Here is an 18,670-nt window from a genome sequence, read left to right as displayed (position 1 = left end):
AGTCTGCCATGTCGACCCGCGCCAGCCTCGCCGCAGCCCTCGGGTTTGCCGCACTGTTCACCGGCTCCGCCTGCGCGCAGGCGGTGATCGTGACCCCCGACGAGTTCGGCCCCGACGACGACGTCGTGGTACGCGACTACATCGTCCGCCGGCCGGTGGGCCCGGGACCGATCGTGGGATCGATCCCGCTGCGGCCCGGCAGCATCGTGCCGCCCGACGTGCGGCTGGCGCCCTTCACGGAGGCCCCGAACCCGCGGCTGCGCCGCTTTGGCTACTTCGTGGCGCCCGGCGACAAGATCGTGGTCGTCGACCCCGAGACCCGCGCGGTGGTGCGCATCCTCGACCGCTGACCTCCCGCGACGGCGCTCACCAATCGCTGAGCGTCGCACGCTTCCAGCGGTCGGGCGCGACGCAGCGGTATTCGTAGGCCTCATCCCAGGCATGGTCCCCAGGGGTGCACGGCGCGCGGCTGCTCGCGGGCGGCCGCGGCAGGCTCTCTCGAAGGGAAGCGGCCTCGATCTGCCCGCTATCGCTCACGCGCATAACCGGTCCGGCCGCTGTGCCGTAGACCAGATCGCGCCCGTCGAAGCCGAGGCGGCGGGAGAAGGCGCCCTCGCGGTTGCCGTCGAGCCCGATTGCCTGCCCGGCCGCGAGCAGCATCGGGACGCCAGTGAACCGCGCGGCGGCGGCGTCGATCCCGATACCGTAGGTGCCCTCCCCCTGGAACGAGATCGCCCGGTCGGTGATGGAGCCGGTGAGGTTGCCCATGAGGATCCCGTAGCCGGTATGGGCGCCCGGTACGCCGCCGGTGGAGATCTGCAGACCGACCCGCTGCCGGTTGCGGTCCGTGGTCGGCGACTGCGCCGAGACGTCAATCTCGGCGCCGATGCAGGAGGCAAGGGGATCGGCCTCGTCGGTCATGTCGACACAGTTGAAGTTCCCGGCCCAAGAGGGTCCCACCGGTCCCAATCCGTTGGGCTCCTTGAAGATCGTGCCGTTGACGGCGACGTTCTGTGCACCGGTGCTCGCGAGGGCTCGGTTGTGCAACTCGCCCGTGATCGTCCACTCGTAACCGGCATTGTGAGGGCCGGTGGATCCCAGCGCCCAGAGCGCCTTGTAGGTGTGGGTGGCCTCGCCCGACCCCTCCGGCACGTGCCGGTCGACCCGCAGGGTCGAGACTGGATCGAAGCCCGGCGGCCGGTTCCAGAGGAAGACGTGGCCGCCATCCAGCCCAGGCACTCCAGTCCCCTGCACGCTGCGGGAGAAGTTCGGCGGCCAAGAGGGATTCCGCGCGTTCTGATCCGGGGAGAGCTGTTCCGGAGACGGCGCGCCAGCCGGCGAACGTCCGTTCGCCTCGGCAATGGCGATGGTCGGCAGGCCGAGTGCGGCACTCGCCAACAGGGCTAGGCCGGGGCGGATGCGCATGATCATCTCCGGATGTCGTCTCGGTGCGGCCTCGCTCAGGGTCCCACTGGCAACGGCTGGCCGAGGGACCAGATATGTCTCACGATCGCGTCGGCGACGTCAGCCTCAGACGGCTTGGGTCGCGACATCGATCACGCGCCCCGGAGCGGATCCATGAATGCCTTTCGATTCCTGCGCACATGGTTCCTGGTGTCGGTCCCGCTCGGCCTACTGGTCGGCCGGTTCATCAAGGCCGGCAAGGGGCCGACGAGAGAAAACCGGCGGTAAAGACCGCAGATCGCGCCGATAGACGGATCGCAACTTGCTGATCTTTCTCCTGTGCACCGATCATCAATAACATGTTAGCAAATCGGGCGCATTTTTACTGATATCGCGCCAAATCGGCCGAATTGGGCAGGAACCTCGGCCGTGTCCCGCAACGCCAGCACTCCCGCCTTCGTCGAGCGCCGGGCCACCGAGCGGAAACCAACCGCCCTCCTGGCCTTCGCGCAGCATCGGGACGGCTCGCGCTATCCCTGTCAGGTCAAGAACATCTCCGATCGCGGCGCGATGCTGGAATTTCTCGGCTCGCAGGTGGTGCAGCTTGAGGATGCGTTCGATCTCGTGCTGGCCAGTGCCGAGATGCGATACGCGGTCCAGCTCATCTGGCGCAAGGAGCGGACGGTCGGGGTCGTGTTCTGCCTCGACGCGGAGTGAGGCGGCCGCCCGGCGCGCTCAAGCCGCCAGGGTCGCCATCAGCGTGAGCCCGACCGCCGGGAGCGCCAGGGCTAGGACCGCAAGGGCGTCGAGGGGCGCGGGCCGGCTCGCCGCGAGCCAGCGATGCTCGGCGAACTTCTCGGCCGCGAATCCCGCCAGAACGAAGCCGCAGCCGATGGACGTGACAAGCGCGGACATGGGCCGGCCCTTCTTCGGAACGCCGCGCAGAGTGATGCGCCTGACGGGAGTACCCCCGGCGCGGCGGGAAAGTTTCACTACGAGGCCGGCGCGTGGGCGAAAAAGGCGCGCCCCTTCGCCCGAGGCCGTGTAGTCGCGGCCGCCGTCAACCCGCTACATCGCTCCGCCGTCGCCGCGATGGGGCACGGTCCCGCTGCGCGCGGGGTTGCAATCCCGCGCAGATCCGTCGAGGCGGAAGCCCGGCGTCATTGAGTGCATTGTGGCGGGCGGTGGGAGGCCGGGGAGCTTTGAAGACGAGCGGCAACGGCGTGGCCGTGGGACACGATGGCTGGCTGTACTGGGTCGGACGCGCCAGCGAGGTCGAAGCCTTCTACGGCGATACCGCGACCTCACGGCGGATCCTGAAGCGCTGGACGCGGCTCATCCGGCGACGGGCACTCCGCCTCGACGGTCTCGGGATCCGGCACGTGCACGCCATCGTCCCCGACAAGCTCGCGATCTATCCGGACCTGCTCGGCCGCCCATTCCCGGGGCTAGACGATCCGCCCGGAACCCGCCTCGCCCGACTGGTCGCCGGCGACAGCCAGGCCGCGATGGTTGATTTGCAGACTCCGCTCCAGACGGCACGGGCCGATGAGCCTGTCTATTTGCGGACGGATACGCACTGGACCTACCGGGGCTACCTGACCGCGTATCGCGCACTCTGCGAGGCCCTGGACGCGCCCGTGGCGGCGCACGTCTTCGCGGGAACTAGCGTGAACGAGCGCTTCACTTTCGATCTCGGCGAGAAGCTCGTCCCCCCGGTCGACGAGGACTACGTCGCCTACGACTTTCCGCGCCGCGCGGCGCGGATTGACGCGAACGCGCTGGTGGCGGTGCGGGAATCGGGACGGGCCGTGCGTCCGCGCGGATTGTTCGTGGGATCCCGCGTCGTTTTGGAGAACAGGGATGCACCGGATCCGCGGCGCGTGGTGCTGTTCGGCGATTCCTACATCTACAGCCCAGGCGCGCGCCTTACCGCGATGCTGGCAGAAACCTTCGGGGAAGTGCACGCGATCTGGTCGGCGAATATCGACTGGGCCTATGTCGAGGACGTCCGGCCGGACATCGTGATCTTCGAGATCGCCGAACGGTTCCTGCGGCAGGTCCCGACCGACAGGATCCGCATTGATAACTTCGCGGCGGCGCGGGCGCGGCGGGCCATCCGCCCGACCCTCCGCGAGCAGATCCGGCGCTGGCTACGCTGAGCCGGGCAACGGACGCGCGCCGTCGGCCCGTGCGGCCGCATCAAACAGCGAGAGCCCCACCGCGGTGGCGGCGGAGCTCTACTTCGTCAGGCCATGCGGTGGCTCAGTAGCCGCGGCCGTAATAGGCCGGCCCCCGATCGAAGGCGCCAGCGGCGGCGGCACCGGCGGCTGCGCCCGCGATGCCGAGGCCGATCGCGGCCCCGGTCGACAGACCGCGGTGACGGCGGTAGCCGACATCGCGCCGCGAGCCGTAGCCGCGATCGTAGCCGCGGCCGTAACCGTAGCCGTGGTGGCCGCCGTAGCCGTAGCCGTAGCCCTGCGCCTGGGCGCCGGTGGCACCGAGCGCGCCGAGGGACAGGGTGACGGCGGAGATGAGAGCGAGCTTCCGCATCGGTGACTCCTTCGCAGTTGCGTTGGGAGCCCAACCCGAAGCGCAACCGGGGGTTCCGATTTTCATGTGGGCGTAGCGTCCGCCCACCAGCCCATCACCGGCCTGGGGAGCGGTGACCGCGCCGAGTGTCAGGAGCGCTATCGAGGATATGGTGAGCGCGCTGGGACTCGAACCCAGGACCTACAGATTAAAAGTCCGTTGCTCTACCAGCTGAGCTACGCGCTCGCGTCCCGGGCCGCGCGGTGGCCCGTCGGGGACGGCGCGTCCGCAATAGGTGAGCGGGCCCGGGGGGTCAACACAAGGGAGGTGGACAACCCTCAGGCCGCGTCGCCGCGGGTCCGCTCAACGATGTCCCGGGCCTCGTCGAAGGCTGCATCCGCGTCAAGCTCCGTAGTGTCGAGCCGGACCGCGTCGTCCGCCATGCGCAGCGGCGCGGCGCTGCGGGAGGCGTCCCGGGCGTCGCGAGCCTCGATGTCGGCCAGGATCGCCGCGAAGGTCGCCGCCTCGCCGCGGCCGGACAGCTCCCGGTGACGACGGCGGGCGCGCTCCTCGGAGGACGCGGTGATGAACAGCTTCACCGAGGCCTCGGGACAGACGACCGTGCCGATGTCGCGCCCGTCGAGCACCGCCCCCTGCGGGTCGGCGGCGAAACGGCGCTGCCACGCGAGCAGCCCGGCGCGGACCTCGGGCACCGACGAGACTCGGGAGGCCGCCTCGCCCATGGCCCGGTCCCGCAGGCGCGGATCGTCGAGCCGGCCGGCGTCGAGGGCGTGGGCCGCCCGCGCCGCAGCCGCGGAATCGTCCAGCGACAGGCCGGCATCGAGCAGGGCCAGCGCCACGGCCCGGTAGAGGAGCCCGGTGTCGAGATGCGGCAGGCCGTAATGGTCGGCCAGACGCTTGGCGAGCGTGCCCTTGCCGGACGCGGCCGGTCCGTCGATCGCGATGACGAGCGGCATGGCGGTCACGCCCCGATCCGGCCGCCGAGGGCCTGCATGGTCGGGAGGAAGCTCGGGAAGCTCGTGGCGATCATCGCGCCGTCATCCACCGTGACCGAATTCCGCGCCGCGAGCCCCATCACCAGGAACGCCATGGCGATGCGGTGGTCGAGATGGGTCGCGACCGTCCCGCCGCCCGGCGCCGCCGCACCGTCGCCCTCGACCACGAGGTCGTCGACCTCGACCGTGTGGCGGACGCCGTTGGCGGCGAGCCCGGCGGCGACGGCGGCGAGGCGGTCCGATTCCTTGACCCGCAGCTCGTGGAGGCCATTCATCCGAGTCCGGCCCTCGGCGAAGCTCGCCGCCACCGCCAGCACCGGGTATTCGTCGATCATCGCCGGCGCCCGCTCGGCCGGGACGTCGACGCCGGTCAGGCGGCTCGCGCGCACGCGCAGGTCGGCCACGGTCTCGCCGCCCTCCTCCCGCTCGGCCACGCGCTCGATCTGCGCGCCCATCTCCAGGAGCGTCGTGATCAGCCCGATGCGCAGCGGGTTCATCATCACACCCTCGATCACCACGTCCGAGCCGGGCACGATCAGCGCCGCCACCAGCGGGAAGGCCGCCGAGGACGGGTCGGCCGGAACCACAACGTCGGTGCCGCGCAGGGTTGGTTGACCGGCGAGCGCGACCTTGCGCCCGTGCCCGCCCACTCCATGCGGCTCGACGCTGACCGCGGCGCCGAACAGGCGCAGCATCCGCTCGGTGTGGTCGCGGGTCGCGGCCGCTTCGATCACGGTCGTGACGCCGGGGGCGTTGAGGCCGGCAAGCAGCACCGCCGACTTGATCTGCGCCGACGCCGCCGGAGTCTCGTAGGTGATCGGGATCGCCTCCCTGGGGCCACGCAGGGTCAGGGGCACCCGGCCGCCCTCTGACTCGGCGAGGACCTGCGTGCCCATGCGGGTCAGCGGGTCGAGGATGCGGCGCATCGGCCGCGACCGCAGGGAGGCGTCGCCGTCGAAGGTTGCGGTGACCGGCTGCCCGCCGACCACGCCCATCATGAGCCGCGAGCCCGTGCCGGCATTGCCGAAATCAAGCACGTCGGCCGGATCGCCGAGGCCGCCGATGCCGACGCCCTGGACCCGCCAGCTTCCGGGCGCGAGGCGCTCGACGCCCGCGCCGAGCGCCTTCGCGGCGGCGGCGGTGCGCAGGACATCGTCGCCCTCCAGCAGGCCTTCGACCCGCGTCTCGCCCTGGCTGAGCAGGCCGAGGATCATCGATCGATGCGAGATCGACTTGTCGCCGGGCGGGCGCAGGCGTCCGCGTAGCGGTGCGCCCGGCGCGGCGGTGAGGGGCTGGGGACTCGAATCGTGCGACACGGGACGTCCGTTCGGGCTCTGAGACGTGGGCCAGGATCCGGCGCGTCGCGCGGCCCTGCCGCGGCGCTGCAATCGGACGGTGAAGTCGCCGCGCGGTTAACACGGGCACCGCCCGCCGTCATCCATCCGTTGCCGACGCCGATCCCCGGCCGACCCCCGGGAGCGGGCCGCCGGCACGACGCCCGGAACGCCCTGCGCGAGCTCGATTGACAGGGGCCGCCACCGCGACTAACGGGGCCCCTCCCCCGAGACAGCATTGACGACGAGGTGTCCGCCCGTGGCCCGACCGGAACTTGGCTTGAAGCGCCAGTGCATGAGCTGTGGCGCGAAGTTCTACGACCTCGCCCGAGATCCCGCCGTCTGCCCGAAATGCGGCGCGACCTATCAGGCGGTGGCCACCTCCAGCCGTGCGGCGCCCCCGGCGCTGTCGCGCAGCCCGGCCACTAACGACGATGAGGACGAGACGGACGAGAAGGGGCCGGAGATGGTCTCCCTCGACGAAGTCGAAGCCGCCGAGGACGACGCGGATCCGACGCCCGAGGACGACGCGGTCGAGGACGGAGATTCCTCCGACGACGACACCTTCCTGGAGGAAGAGGATTCCGGCGACGACGACGTCTCCGACCTGATCGACGGCGATATCGAGAACGACGAGGAGGGCTGAGGCGGCCTCCGCCTCCCCGACTGGAACGCCCTGCAAAAAACCCCCGGCGGCAGCGTAGAAAGGGGGTTGAGTCCGCGGTGCGAGCCGCCTATAGAACCGGCCTCGCCGGCCGCGATCCGGTTCGGCGAGACCCAGCGGTACCCAAACCGCGGTGGATGGTAAAGTGGGGCCTTAGCTCAGCTGGGAGAGCGCTTCCATGGCATGGAAGAGGTCATCGGTTCGATCCCGTTAGGCTCCACCATCCCACCCTCGCGCGACACGGCCCTTTCGGGACGTGAACCGCTGTCAAAATGAATGGGGCCTTAGCTCAGCTGGGAGAGCGCTTCCATGGCATGGAAGAGGTCATCGGTTCGATCCCGTTAGGCTCCACCATTCTTATCGTCTTATCGCGCGCGACGCGGCGCTTACCGGTCTCCGCAACCGAGACCAGGATCTTCCAGATTTCGACATCGTCCGCCGAAGCGCCTGCCCCTTGACGCGGCGTGCGGCCGCGCTCCGTCAGCGGGCCAGGTGTCCGAGCGGCAGCGCGGTCGTGTACTTTACCTGCCCCAGCGCGAAGCTCGAGCGAATGTTGGCCACGCCGGGGATCCGCGTGAGGTGGTCGAGGACCAGCTTCTGGTACTGGCCCAGATCCTCGACCACGACCCGCAGCATGTAGTCGGCCTCGCCACTCATCAGGTAGCACTCCATCACCTCCGGGCGGCTGCGCACCGCCTCGTCGAAGGCCTGGAGCGCGGCCTGGGTCTGCTTCTCCAGCGACACGTGAACGAACACGTTGACCGCGAGCCCGAGGCTCAGCGGGTCGACCACCGCCACGCAGCCGCGGATCACCCCCGCCTCCTTCAGGTCGTTGACGCGCCGCCAGCACGGCGACGTCGACAGGCCCACCCGCTCGGCGAGATCGGCGATGCTGATCTCGCTGTCCTGCTGCAGGCATTCCAGGATCCGCAGGCTTGCGGCGTCGAGGGGGGCCGGACGTGCGGGCATGGGTTCGGTCTCCGGTCTCCCGCCGCGTTGCGCGGCCTCACGGCACAGGGCCGGGGCCGACGCCCAATGCGGCATGATTTGCCGCCTGTCGGCGATATCGCGGTATATCAATCCGCTGACGGCGGCGTCACAGCAAATATTCGGCATGTCCCCCCGCCGCGATCCCCGTATGATCGAGCCGACCAGGGAGGCCGCGCCAATGAACGCCATACCGCCGAACGCCACGATTGCGCGGTCCGCCGAGGTGGATCACGACCCGGCCGAGACCCAGGACTGGCTCGCCGCGCTGGAGTCGGTCTTCCGCACCGAGGGCGCGGCCCGGGCCCGGTTCATCCTCGACCGCCTGGAGCGGCGCTCGAAAGAGATCGGCATCCTCGACGAGGCGCTGCCCTACTCGCCCTACCGGAACACGATCGCCCTGGAGAAGCAGCCGCGCTACCCGGGCGACCTCGACATCGAGGAGCGCCTGACCTCGATCATGCGATGGAACGCGCTCGCCATGGTGGTGCGGGCGAACATGGCTTACGGGGAACTCGGCGGCCACGTGGCGAGCTACGCCTCGGCGGCGGAGCTGTTCGAGGTCGGATTCAACCACTTTTTCAAGGGCGGGGCGGATGGCGACCTCGTCTATTTCCAGCCACACTCGGCACCCGGTGTCTACGCCCGCGCCTTCCTCGAAGGCCGGCTTTCCGAAGAGCAGCTGAAGCATTACCGCCAGGAAATCGCGGGCGACGGCCTCTGCTCCTACCCGCATCCCTGGCTGATGCCGGATTTCTGGCAGGTTCCCACCGGCTCCATGGGCATCGGGCCGATCCACGCCGTCTACCAGGCACGTTTCATGCGCTACCTCGCCGACCGGGGCCTCGCCGACACGTCAGGGCGGCATGTCTGGGGCGTGTTCGGCGACGGCGAGATGGACGAGCCCGAGTCGATCGGCGGCCTCGCTCTGGCGGCCCGCGAGAACCTCGACAACCTGACCTTCGTCATCAACTGCAACCTGCAGCGGCTCGACGGCCCGGTGCGCGGCAATGGCCAGATCATCCAGGAGCTGGAGAGCCTATTCCGGGGCGCGGGCTGGAACGTCATCAAGGTGCTGTGGGGCTCGGAATGGGACGGGATTTTCGCCCGCGACACCAACCACGCCCTGCTGCGGCGCTTCGCCGACACCGTCGACGGCAAGTACCAGACGCTTGGCGCCAAGGACGGTGCCTATAACCTCGCCCACTTCTTCGGTGAGGATCCGGAGGTGCGCGAACTCGTCGCCCACATGTCGGATGCCGATGTTGACCGGCTCAAACGCGGCGGCCACGATTTCCGCAAGCTCTACGCCGCCTTCGCCGCGGCCAAGGCCACGAAGGGCCGTCCGACGGTAATCCTGGCCAAGACCAAGAAAGGCTACGGGATGGGCGGCGCGGGCGAGTCGCGCATGACCGCCCACCAGGCCAAGAAGCTCGACGTCGATGCACTCCGCGCCTTCCGTGACCGCTTCGCCTTGCCGCTCTCGGACGCGCAGGTCGAAGGTCTGGCCTTCTACAAGCCGGCCGAGGACGGCGCCGAGATGCGCTACCTGCGCGAGCGCCGCGAGACGCTCGGCGGCGTCCTGCCGGCCCGCCGCCGCACGGCGCCGACCGTCGCCGTCCCGGCGCTCTCGACCTACGCGGGCTTCGCCCTCGAAGCGGGCGGCAAGGAGATGTCGACCACCACGGCGGTGGTGCGCCTGTTCGGCAATCTCCTGAAGCACAAGGATCTCGGGCCGCGCATCGTCCCGATCGTCGCCGACGAGGCGCGGACCTTCGGCATGGCCAACCTGTTCCGGCAGGTCGGGATCTACGCGCCGCAGGGGCAGCTCTACGAGCCGGAGGATGCCGGCTCGATGCTCTACTACCGCGAGGCCCGGGACGGGCAGCTTCTGGAGGAAGGCATCACCGAGGCCGGGGCGATCTCGTCCTGGACGGCGGCGGCCACGTCCTACAGCGTCCACGGCCTGTCGATGCTGCCCTTCTACATCTACTACTCGATGTTCGGCTTCCAGCGGGTCGGCGACCTGATCTGGGCGGCGGCCGACCAGCGGGCCCGCGGCTTCCTGATCGGCGCCACGGCGGGCCGAACCACTCTCGGCGGCGAGGGCCTGCAGCACCAGGACGGGTCGAGCCATCTCGCGGCGGCCGCGATCCCGAATTGCCGGGCCTACGATCCGGCCTTCGCGTACGAGATGGCGGTGATCGTCGACCGGGGCGCCCGGGCGATGATGGAGGAGGGCGAGGACGCCTTCTACTATCTCACCGCGATGAACGAGAACTACGCCCAGCCCTCCATGCCGCAGGGGGCGGAGGCCGGGATCCTGAAGGGCATGTACCGGCTGTCGGGGCCGGAGGCCGGGCAAGGCGCAGGCGCTGCCGCCGTGCGGCTCCTCGGCTCCGGGGCGATCCTGCCGGAGGTGATCGCGGCGGCGGAACTGCTCGCGCAGGATTTCGGCGTCGTGGCCGAGGTGTTCAGCGTGACGAGCTTCAGCGAGCTGGCCCGCGACGCCCGCGAGGCCGAGCGGCGGGCGATGCTCAACCCGAAGGCCGAGGCGCCCATCAGCCACGTGGCGGCGCTGCTGCCGGGCACGGCGCCCATCGTCGCGGCGAGCGACTACGTCCGGGCCTACCCGCAGCTGATCGCCTCCTATGTCGGCACGCGCTTCGTCGCCCTCGGCACCGACGGGTTCGGGCGCAGCGACACCCGCAACGCGCTCCGCCGGTTCTTCGAGGTCGACCGGCAGCACGTGGTCATCGCCGCCCTGCACGCCCTGGCCGAGACCGGGACGATGCCGCGCGCTACGGTTGCGGATGCGATCCGCCGCTACGGCATCGCGGCCGACGCGCCGGCGCCGTGGACGATCTAGTCCTTGGTGATGCACCGACGGAGGCATCGCTCGAACACGGCACGCCGTCATCCGCGACCGCGCAGCGGAGTTCGGAATTCAGAATCGCCGCGCTTGCCGGGCCGGGACGGCCCGCTGCCCTCTCATCACGGACCACCCGTGGTTCTGGATACAGGGGCCCCGCCTGCCGCGAGCCCCGGACTGACGGGATTGGTCGTCAGACCGTCACGTCCGGAATGCCGAGGCGAAGACGGTTCAAGGCAGACATTCAAGAGGCCCGGCAGCGCACCGCCGGTACGCCAAACCGCTTCGCCACCCATTTGCCCAGCTACGGGAAATCGCCCTCATGAGCGCCGCGCTGCAGATCGCCCTTCCGGATATCGGCGATTACCGGGACGTGCCGGTCATCGAGCTTCTGGTGAAGCCCGGCGACCGCCTCGCGGTGGATGACCTGATCCTCAGCATCGAATCCGACAAGGCCACCATGGAGGTTCCCTCCCCGGTCGCCGGCATCGTGCGCGAATTGCTGGTTGCCGTGGGCTCCAAGGTTTCCGAGGGCACGCCGATCCTAACGGTCGAGCCGGCTGAGGGCGGTGGGGCCACACCTGCGGCGGAAGCGCCTGCCGCGGCCGACACGCCGTCGGCTTCCAAGCAGAGCGCTGGTCCCCGCTCTCCAGCGGGAGAGGGACAGAATAACGGGAGAGAACCATCCGGAGAGGTCGCCCCCCTCATCCCGGCTCTCTCCCGCGCGGGTGAGGAAGCCGGTCGCGTCTTACCGGAAACGACGCAAGCCGATTCGATCCAAGCAACCCGGGGCGAGGTGCATGCCAGCCCGTCCGTCCGCCAGCTCGCCCGCGAGCTCGGCGTGGGTCTCGACCGCGTGGCCGCCAGCGGGCCGAAGGGGCGAATCCTGCGCGAGGACGTGCACGCTTTCGTCAAGGCGGCGCTTGGCACTCCCGCCTCGCAGCCCGTCGCCGCGTCCGGCATCGGCGCCGGCCTCCCGCCGTGGCCGGAAGTGGATTTCGCCAAGTACGGGCCGGTGCGGCGCGAACCGCTCTCGCGGATCCAGACGATCTCGGGAGCCAATCTCAGCCGCAACTGGCTCACGATCCCTCACGTCACCAACTTCGACCGGGCCGACGTCACCGAGATCGAGGCGTTCCGCGTCGGGCTCAATAGGGAGACTCGGACGCCGCCGGCCCGTGTCACCATGGTGGCCTTCCTGATCAAGGCGGCGGCCTCGGCGCTGCGTGCCTACCCGCGGTTCAACACGTCCCTGGAAGGCGGCGACCTCGTCCTGAAGGACTATGTCCATGTCGGCTTCGCGGTGGATACGCCGAAGGGTCTGATGGTGCCGGTGGTGCGCGACTGCGACCGCAAGGGACTGATCGAGATCGCCACCGAGATGGCAGAGATGGCCGAGAAGGCCCGGGCGGGAACTCTCGCGGGCTCCGACATGCAGGGCGGCTGCTTCTCCGTATCGTCGCTCGGCGGGATCGGCGGCGACGGCTTCACGCCGATCATCAACGCTCCCGAAGTCGCAATCCTGGGCGCGGCGCGCTCGCGGACAGAGGCGGTGTGGGACGGCAAGGCGTTCCAGCCGCGCCTGATCCTGCCGCTCAGCCTGTCCTGGGACCATCGCGTGGTGGACGGCGTCGCTGCTGCCCGCTTCCTCGGCCACGTGGCCTCGGTCCTCTCGGACCTGCGCCGCGCCCTCCTGTGACCGCACCCGCCATGCCCGAGACCTTCGACATCCGCGTTCCCGATCTCGGCGATTATGCCGACGTTCCCGTGATCGAGATTCCGGTGACCGCCGGCCAGTCGATCGCCAAGGACCAGACTCTGCTGGTTGTCGAATCCGACAAGGCGACGCTGGACATCCCCTCCCCCGTCGCCGGCCGCCTCGTGGAGATGCTGGTCGGCCTCGGCGACACGGTCTCGGCCGGCACGCTCGTCGCCCGGCTCGCGGCCGAGGAGCCGGCGGCGCAGTCCAGGGCTGAATCCCGAGCCGGCACTGCAGAGCCGGCACCGGCGGCGATCGTACCGTCGAAGGATGGGCATGGCGACGGAGCCTGCGACGTCTTGGTGATCGGAGGTGGCCCCGGCGGCTACGCGGCGGCCTTCCGCGCCGCCGATCTCGGGAAGCGGGTAATCCTCGTCGAGCGCGACGCGACGCTCGGCGGCGTCTGCCTCAACGTCGGGTGTATCCCCTCGAAGGCGCTGCTCCATGTGGCCGCCGTGACCGAGGAAGCTGCCCGCCTCGCCGCGCACGGGATCAGCTTCGGCGCCCCGTCGGTCGACCTTGAGAAGCTTCGGGCCTTCAAGGCCGGCACCGTCCGCCGCCTCACCGACGGGCTCGCCCAGATGGCGCGCCAGCGGAAGGTGGAGGTGGTCCGCGGCACCGCGCGCTTTACAGGGGCGAACGCCGTCACCGTCGCGCTCCACGCTGGAGGGGAGCGGAGCCTTGCCTTCGCGCGCGCCATCGTGGCCGCCGGCTCGTCCCCGGTGGCCCTCTCGATGCTGCCGGAGGATCCGCGGATCGTGAACTCGACGGGGGCGCTGGACTTGCCCTTCGCGCCGAAGCGCCTGCTGGTGATCGGCGGCGGCATCATCGGCCTGGAGATGGCAACCGTCTACAGCGCGCTCGGCGCCCGGGTGGACGTGGTCGAGCGCCTGCCCAACCTGCTGGAGGGGGTCGACCGCGACCTCGTGGCGATCTGGACGAAGCGGAACGCCCATCGGTTCGACCGGGTCCGGACCGGCGCCGAGGTCGTGTCCGCGACGGCCGGACCCGACGGGATCACGGTCGCACTGGCGGGCGACGCCGAAACGCAGACCTACGACCTCGTGCTGCAGGCGGCGGGCCGGCGCCCGAACGGCGCGGGTCTGGGGCTCGATGCCGCCGGGGTGGCGGTGGAGAACGGCTTCGTTCCCGTCGACGCGCAGATGCGCACCAGCGTGCCCCACATCTTCGCCATCGGCGACATCGTCGGCCAGCCGATGCTCGCCCACAAGGCCGTTCACCAGGGCCATGTCGCCGCCGAGGTGGCGGCCGGCCACAGGGCCGGCTTCGATGCCGCCGTGATCCCCTCCGTGGCCTACACGGATCCGGAGATCGCCTGGGTCGGCCTCACCGAGAGCGCCGCCAAGGCGGCCGGACGGACCGTGGAGGTCGCGCGCTTCCCCTGGGCGGCATCGGGCCGGGCCATCGCCAACGGCGCGGATTACGGCCTGACCAAGCTGCTGTTCGATGCCGCGACCAAGCGGGTCGTCGGCGGCGCCATCGTCGGTCCGAGCGCCGGCGACATGCTCGGCGAAATCGCGCTGGCCATCGAACTCGGGGCGGACGCTGCCGATATCGGCCGCACGATCCACCCGCACCCGACGCTGGGCGAGACGATCGGGCTGACCGCCGAAGTCGCCCTCGGCCTCTGCACCGATCTCCCCGCGGCCGCGCGTCGGGCGTAAGCCAGGGCCATCAGCGCGGGTAGGCGGGAGCAGCTGCGCCTTGGCTGGACTCTCCCGCCTTTCCGGGACTGCGCAGCAGGGCCCGGAACCCAGAACCGCCACGCGGGCATGCCGCGGAATCGCCGGCGGTTCCGGAGTCCGGGCTGGCCTGCGCCTTCCCGGAAGGACGGCGTGATTGCCGTACGCCACGTCCGCACCCGCAATCCGCCAACGCGCCTTCGCGGACTGGCTCATAGGCGGCGCATCTCGACCGCTCGGGATTTCCTGGCTAGATCTCGGACACGGCCGCGTTGCCGGTCGAGGACCGTCTCGGCTGGCGCGTATCGCCGGGCATCGACGCGGCGGCCACCGAACTGAAGCCGGCGCCGCGTCGGGGGAGGATATGTGTCGAGATGCCGTGGCGCTGTGGACCGCTGTTCCGACGGTCGACTTCGACTGAGCCTCGACTTGATCGGAGTTCACGCATGGCATCGGAAAGCTTGCCGATCCGCCTGGCGCTGGCCGCTATACTGTCGGTGCTGGCGGTGAGCGCGCCGCGCGACGCCATGGCGCAAGCGTCCGCAGCCGGCGATTCCACGAGGGAAACGCGCGACGACGCGCTGATCGCATCCCTGCGGAGCCGGATCCTCGCCGCACACAGCGCGACCTTTGCCCTCGAGAGCTGGTGCGCCGACCACAAGCTGGCCGCAGATCCACATCTCGTCGCCGAGCGCTTGGCCGTTCCAGACAAGCCGCTCACGGCCGCGCAGCGGGTCCGGCTGGCCATCGGCCCGGACGAGCCGGTGCGATATCGGCGGGTCCGCCTCGCCTGCGGGGGCCGCGTCCTGTCGGAGGCGGATAACTGGTACGTGCCGGCGCGGCTGACACCCGAAATGAATGCGACCCTGGACGGCACCCGCACACCGTTCGGCCGGGTCGTTCGCTCGCTGGCGCCGGTGCGCAGCACGGTGGCAGTCCGTGGCCCGAGTCGCGACGTGGCCCCCGGGCCGACTGACCCGCTGTTCGAGGTCGACGCCGTGCTGTCGACCGGCGCGGGCCAGCCCTTCTGCGAGGTGGTGGAGACCTATCTGGGCAGTGCGCTGCCTCAGGCGTCACGCTGAGCAGACACGAAGAACAACAGTGGGAGGAACAGCATGCGTGTCACGGTAAGTCGGACGGTTCTGGCGGCGCTCGCGGCAGGCCTGCTCTGCGGCACGGCGCAGGCCGCCGACCCGTCCGGGATCTGGCTCACGGAGACCGGCACGTCGCGGGTCCGGATCGCGCCCTGCGGCAGCGGCTTCTGCGGGACGATCGTGAGCGCCCCCGGCAAGGGGCTCGACGCGAAGAACCCGGATCCGGCCCTGCGCACGCGCAGCGTGGTCGGCGTCCAGATCCTCAGCGCGCCGCAGGGCGACGGGGCCGGCTTCAGCGGCACGCTCTACAACCCGAACGACGGGAAGACCTATTCCGGCTCGCTCAAGCTCACCAGCGCCAACACCCTCGAAGTGGCGGGCTGTGTGATGAGCGTCTTTTGCAAGCGGCAGACTTGGACGCGGGTGAAGTGATCACCCGCGGACACGACCACCGCTAGGGCGGCTCGACCGAACCCGCCTCACGCGGCCTCGGTCAGGGCCTGCTCGACGGCGTCGAGGGCCGCTTCCGCACCCGCGCCGTTGGGACCGCCGGCCTGCGCCATGTCGCGCCGGCCCCCGCCGCCCTTGCCGCCGAGTGCGCCGGCACCGGCCCGGACCAGCCCGACCGCGTCGTAACGCTCGGTCAGGTCGTCGGTGACGCCGACCACCAGCCCTGCCTTCCCGTCGGGTCCCACGCCGACCACCGCGACGATGCCGGAACCGAGACGCTTCTTCTCCTCGTCGACGATCGGCTTGAGGTCGCGCATGTCGAGACCCTCGATGACCGAGCGGCGAAAGGCCACGCCGCCGACCTCGGATTGCCGCGCACCCGCACCAGGGCCGCCCTCGCCGCCCATGGCGAGCTTGCGGCGGGTCTCGGCCAGCTCGCGCTCCAGGCGGCGCCGATCTTCCATCAGGGCCGTCAGGCGGTCGGGCGCCTCCGAGACCGGGGCCTTCAGAATGCCGGCCAGCGCCGCAAGCGTCCGCGCCTCTTCGCTGCGGTGGCGACGCGCTGCGTCGGCCGTCAGCGCCTCGATCCGGCGGACGCCCGCGCCCACCGCGCTCTCCGCGACCACAGTGATCGCGCCGATATCGCCCGTGCGCGCCGCATGGGTGCCGCCGCAGAGCTCAACGGAGAAATTCTTCGGCCGTCCCGAACCGGCCTCACCGTCGAGCGGCAGCCCCATGGACACCACGCGCACCTCGTCACCGTACTTCTCGCCGAACAGAGCCCGGGCGCCCGATGCGATGGCATCGTCCACCGCCATCAGCTTGGTCGCGACGGGCGCGTTCTGGAGCAGCACCGCGTTGGCTATGTCCTCGACCCGCGCGAGTTCGTCCGCCTCGATCGGCTTCGGATGACTGATATCGAATCGCAGGCGGTCCGGGCTCACCAGCGATCCCTTCTGGGCGACGTGGTCGCCCAGCACCTGCCGCAGGGCCTCGTGCAGGAGGTGGGTGGCCGAGTGGTTGGCCCGGATCGCCCTGCGGCGGGCGTGGTCGACCTTCAGCTCCACCGGGTGGTCGAGGCTCAACCGCCCCTCCTCCACCGTCACGTGGTGGACGAACACGTCACCGAGCTTCTTCTGGGTGTCGGTGACCCGCGCCCGAACGCCCGGCGCCAGGATCAGCCCGGTATCGCCGACCTGACCACCCGACTCGGCGTAGAACGGCGTCTGGTTGACGAGGGCGAGGCCGGTCTGGCCGGCATCGAGGCTCTGCACCTCTGCGCCGTCGCGCAACAGGGCCGTGACGATGCCTTCGGCCGTCTCGGTCTCGTAGCCGAGGAACTCGGTGGCGCCGATGCGCTCGCGCAGCCCGAACCACACGGTCTCGGTGGCCGCCTCACCCGAGCCCTTCCAGGCCTCGCGGGCCGCCTGCTTCTGGCGCTGCATCGCGGCCGAGAAGGCATCGGTGTCGACGCCGATGCCCCGCGCCTTGAGGGCGTCCTGGGTCAGGTCGAGGGGAAAACCATAGGTGTCATAGAGCGTGAAAGCGGTCTCGCCGGAGAGCTTGTCGCCCTCCTTGAGGTCACGGCTCTCGGCGTCGAGGATCGAGAGGCCCCGCTCTAGGGTGCGGCGGAAGCGGGTCTCCTCCAGCTTGAGAGTCTCGGCGATCAGGCTCTCGGCCCGCATCAGCTCGGGATAGGCCTGGCCCATCTCGCGCACCAGCGTCGGCACGAGGCGGAACATGGTGGGCTCGCGAGCGCCCAGGATTTCAGCGTGACGCATGGCCCGGCGCATGATCCGGCGGAGCACGTAGCCGCGCCCCTCGTTGCCCGGCAGCACGCCGTCGGCCACCAGGAAGGAGGCAGCGCGCAGGTGATCTGCGATCACCCGGTAGGACGCCATCGTCGCCGCCTCGGGCGCCCGTGAGATTGCGTGTGCAACGGCATCAATCAGGGCGCGGAACAGGTCGGTATCGTAGTTCGAATGAACGCCCTGGAGGATTGCCGCCATGCGCTCGAGGCCCATGCCGGTGTCGATCGACGGCCGCGGCAGCGGGTTACGCGAACCCGGCTCCAGTTGCTCGTACTGCATGAACACGAGGTTCCAGAACTCGAGGAACCGATCACCGTCCTCGTCCGGCGAGCCGGGCGGTCCGCCCCGGAGCGCCGGGCCCTGGTCGATGAAGATCTCCGAGCACGGACCGCAGGGGCCGGTATCGCCCATCTGCCAGAAATTGTCGGAAGTCCCGATCCGTATGATCTTCTCGTCGGAGAAGCCGGCGATCTTCTTCCAGAGGCCGGCGGCCTCGTCGTCATCCGCGTAGACGGTCACCAGCAATCGGTCGGGCTTGAGGCCGAACTCCTTGGTGATCAGCGTCCAGGCCAGCTCGATGGCGCGGTCCTTGAAGTAATCGCCGAACGAGAAGTTGCCGAGCATCTCGAAGAACGTATGGTGGCGCGCCGTGTACCCGACATTGTCGAGGTCGTTGTGCTTGCCGCCCGCCCGCACGCATTTCTGCGCGGTCGTGGCCCGATCGTAGGCACGCTTCTCCATCCCGGTGAAGACGTTCTTGAACTGCACCATGCCGGCGTTCGTGAACATCAGCGTCGGATCGTTCTTCGGCACGAGGCTCGACGAGGGCACGATTTCGTGCCCCGCCTTGGCGAAGTAGTCGAGGAAGGTCGACCGGATCTCGTTGACGCCGCTCATCAGGGCTGACTCTGGCAGGATAGATGGGAAAGGGCGGCCGCGCGTCATCCGCCCGGCACCCGCATGGCGCCCTCTTAAGGAGGGATGCCGCGTGAGTCACGGGCGGGCTGCCGCGAAATCTCCCCGGGACGTCGCAACTCGGCCACA

Annotated in this window: 16 protein-coding genes and 3 tRNA genes; 11 read left to right on the top strand and 8 right to left on the bottom strand. The window is 70.0% G+C overall.

All coding sequences use genetic code 11. The annotated features are described in order from the left end of the window. Nucleotides 1–8 precede the first annotated feature (8 nt). Complete coding sequence (locus tag BLT59_RS23805; RefSeq protein ID WP_091786540.1) at nucleotides 9–350, top strand: hypothetical protein; 342 nt, start codon at nucleotides 9–11, stop codon at nucleotides 348–350. 16 nt (nucleotides 351–366) lie between these two features. On the opposite strand, the gene BLT59_RS23800 is transcribed toward BLT59_RS23805, so the two are convergent. Then, nucleotides 367–1,425, bottom strand: coding sequence for a hypothetical protein (locus BLT59_RS23800; RefSeq protein WP_091786613.1), 1,059 nt, complete (start codon nucleotides 1,423–1,425; stop codon nucleotides 367–369). 408 nt (nucleotides 1,426–1,833) lie between these two features. Here BLT59_RS23800 and BLT59_RS23795 point away from each other — a divergent pair, with 408 nt between their 5' ends. After that, nucleotides 1,834–2,121, top strand: a complete 288-nt coding sequence (locus tag BLT59_RS23795; RefSeq protein ID WP_091786537.1) for a PilZ domain-containing protein — start codon at nucleotides 1,834–1,836, stop codon at nucleotides 2,119–2,121. An 18-nt stretch (nucleotides 2,122–2,139) separates the two neighbouring features. On the opposite strand, the gene BLT59_RS23790 is transcribed toward BLT59_RS23795, so the two are convergent. Then, nucleotides 2,140–2,319 carry a hypothetical protein gene (locus BLT59_RS23790; protein WP_091786534.1) on the bottom strand — a complete coding sequence of 60 codons (180 nt, stop codon included), beginning with the start codon at nucleotides 2,317–2,319 and terminating at the stop codon, nucleotides 2,140–2,142. A 269-nt stretch (nucleotides 2,320–2,588) separates the two neighbouring features. Here BLT59_RS23790 and BLT59_RS23785 point away from each other — a divergent pair, with 269 nt between their 5' ends. Next, nucleotides 2,589–3,566: an alginate O-acetyltransferase AlgX-related protein gene (locus BLT59_RS23785; protein WP_244514127.1), complete on the top strand. Its 978-nt coding sequence runs from the start codon at nucleotides 2,589–2,591 to the stop codon at nucleotides 3,564–3,566. Nucleotides 3,567–3,669: 103 nt separating this feature from the next. Here BLT59_RS23785 and BLT59_RS23780 read toward each other — a convergent pair whose 3' ends face one another. The 4 genes from BLT59_RS23780 to aroA form a co-directional block, all read right to left on the bottom strand. After that, the gene (locus BLT59_RS23780; protein ID WP_091786528.1) at nucleotides 3,670–3,957 is read right to left on the bottom strand and encodes a hypothetical protein; all 288 of its coding nucleotides are present in this window, start codon (nucleotides 3,955–3,957) and stop codon (nucleotides 3,670–3,672) included. A 149-nt stretch (nucleotides 3,958–4,106) separates the two neighbouring features. Next, a tRNA-Lys gene (locus tag BLT59_RS23775) sits at nucleotides 4,107–4,182 on the bottom strand. A 92-nt stretch (nucleotides 4,183–4,274) separates the two neighbouring features. Then, a complete protein-coding gene (gene cmk / locus BLT59_RS23770; RefSeq protein WP_091786610.1) occupies nucleotides 4,275–4,913 on the bottom strand; it encodes a (d)CMP kinase in 639 nt (212 codons plus the stop codon). 5 nt (nucleotides 4,914–4,918) lie between these two features. Continuing rightward, a complete protein-coding gene (gene aroA / locus BLT59_RS23765; RefSeq protein ID WP_091786525.1) occupies nucleotides 4,919–6,268 on the bottom strand; it encodes a 3-phosphoshikimate 1-carboxyvinyltransferase in 1,350 nt (449 codons plus the stop codon). 277 nt (nucleotides 6,269–6,545) lie between these two features. Here aroA and BLT59_RS23760 point away from each other — a divergent pair, with 277 nt between their 5' ends. From BLT59_RS23760 to BLT59_RS23750, 3 genes are all read left to right on the top strand, one after another. Further along, nucleotides 6,546–6,932: a TIGR02300 family protein gene (locus tag BLT59_RS23760; protein ID WP_091786521.1), complete on the top strand. Its 387-nt coding sequence runs from the start codon at nucleotides 6,546–6,548 to the stop codon at nucleotides 6,930–6,932. 165 nt (nucleotides 6,933–7,097) lie between these two features. Then, nucleotides 7,098–7,173, top strand: a tRNA-Ala gene (locus BLT59_RS23755). 55 nt (nucleotides 7,174–7,228) lie between these two features. Further along, nucleotides 7,229–7,304 (top strand) — tRNA-Ala (locus BLT59_RS23750). Nucleotides 7,305–7,430: 126 nt separating this feature from the next. On the opposite strand, the gene BLT59_RS23745 is transcribed toward BLT59_RS23750, so the two are convergent. Further along, on the bottom strand, nucleotides 7,431–7,919 hold the full coding sequence (locus tag BLT59_RS23745; RefSeq protein ID WP_091786517.1) for an Lrp/AsnC family transcriptional regulator: 489 nt from the start codon (nucleotides 7,917–7,919) through the stop codon (nucleotides 7,431–7,433). A gap of 199 nt (nucleotides 7,920–8,118) precedes the next feature. Between BLT59_RS23745 and mdeB the strand changes: the two genes are divergently transcribed. From mdeB to BLT59_RS23720, 5 genes are all read left to right on the top strand, one after another. Then, entirely contained in the window at nucleotides 8,119–10,806 is a 2,688-nt protein-coding gene (gene mdeB, locus BLT59_RS23740; RefSeq protein ID WP_091786607.1) for an alpha-ketoglutarate dehydrogenase, read from the top strand. A 325-nt stretch (nucleotides 10,807–11,131) separates the two neighbouring features. Then, nucleotides 11,132–12,508 carry a 2-oxo acid dehydrogenase subunit E2 gene (locus tag BLT59_RS23735; protein ID WP_091786514.1) on the top strand — a complete coding sequence of 459 codons (1,377 nt, stop codon included), beginning with the start codon at nucleotides 11,132–11,134 and terminating at the stop codon, nucleotides 12,506–12,508. A gap of 11 nt (nucleotides 12,509–12,519) precedes the next feature. After that, complete coding sequence (gene lpdA / locus BLT59_RS23730; protein WP_091786511.1) at nucleotides 12,520–14,253, top strand: dihydrolipoyl dehydrogenase; 1,734 nt, start codon at nucleotides 12,520–12,522, stop codon at nucleotides 14,251–14,253. Between the two features lie 545 nt (nucleotides 14,254–14,798). Beyond that, entirely contained in the window at nucleotides 14,799–15,353 is a 555-nt protein-coding gene (locus BLT59_RS23725) for a hypothetical protein (RefSeq protein WP_244514126.1), read from the top strand. A 33-nt stretch (nucleotides 15,354–15,386) separates the two neighbouring features. Further along, a complete protein-coding gene (locus BLT59_RS23720) occupies nucleotides 15,387–15,797 on the top strand; it encodes a DUF2147 domain-containing protein (protein WP_091786508.1) in 411 nt (136 codons plus the stop codon). A gap of 47 nt (nucleotides 15,798–15,844) precedes the next feature. On the opposite strand, the gene alaS is transcribed toward BLT59_RS23720, so the two are convergent. After that, complete coding sequence (gene alaS / locus BLT59_RS23715; protein WP_091786505.1) at nucleotides 15,845–18,523, bottom strand: alanine--tRNA ligase; 2,679 nt, start codon at nucleotides 18,521–18,523, stop codon at nucleotides 15,845–15,847. Nucleotides 18,524–18,670: the final 147 nt, after the last annotated feature.

This window comes from Methylobacterium sp. UNC378MF (assembly GCF_900103195.1).
GTDB lineage: Bacteria > Pseudomonadota > Alphaproteobacteria > Rhizobiales > Beijerinckiaceae > Methylobacterium.
The sequence above is the reverse complement of the archived record's forward strand: the minus strand, read 5'-3'. Positions and strand labels throughout refer to the sequence as shown.

Coding starts and splice junctions, on each gene's coding strand:
- BLT59_RS23805 (WP_091786540.1), top strand. CDS start 9: ATGTCGACCCGCGCCAGCCTCGCCGCAGCCCTCGGGTTTGCCGCACTG.
- BLT59_RS23800 (WP_091786613.1), bottom strand. CDS start 1,425: ATGCGCATCCGCCCCGGCCTAGCCCTGTTGGCGAGTGCCGCACTCGGC.
- BLT59_RS23790 (WP_091786534.1), bottom strand. CDS start 2,319: ATGTCCGCGCTTGTCACGTCCATCGGCTGCGGCTTCGTTCTGGCGGGA.
- BLT59_RS23780 (WP_091786528.1), bottom strand. CDS start 3,957: ATGCGGAAGCTCGCTCTCATCTCCGCCGTCACCCTGTCCCTCGGCGCG.
- cmk (WP_091786610.1), bottom strand. CDS start 4,913: ATGCCGCTCGTCATCGCGATCGACGGACCGGCCGCGTCCGGCAAGGGC.
- BLT59_RS23745 (WP_091786517.1), bottom strand. CDS start 7,919: ATGCCCGCACGTCCGGCCCCCCTCGACGCCGCAAGCCTGCGGATCCTG.
- mdeB (WP_091786607.1), top strand. CDS start 8,119: ATGAACGCCATACCGCCGAACGCCACGATTGCGCGGTCCGCCGAGGTG.
- BLT59_RS23735 (WP_091786514.1), top strand. CDS start 11,132: ATGAGCGCCGCGCTGCAGATCGCCCTTCCGGATATCGGCGATTACCGG.
- lpdA (WP_091786511.1), top strand. CDS start 12,520: ATGCCCGAGACCTTCGACATCCGCGTTCCCGATCTCGGCGATTATGCC.
- BLT59_RS23725 (WP_244514126.1), top strand. CDS start 14,799: ATGGCGCAAGCGTCCGCAGCCGGCGATTCCACGAGGGAAACGCGCGAC.
- BLT59_RS23720 (WP_091786508.1), top strand. CDS start 15,387: ATGCGTGTCACGGTAAGTCGGACGGTTCTGGCGGCGCTCGCGGCAGGC.
- alaS (WP_091786505.1), bottom strand. CDS start 18,523: ATGAGCGGCGTCAACGAGATCCGGTCGACCTTCCTCGACTACTTCGCC.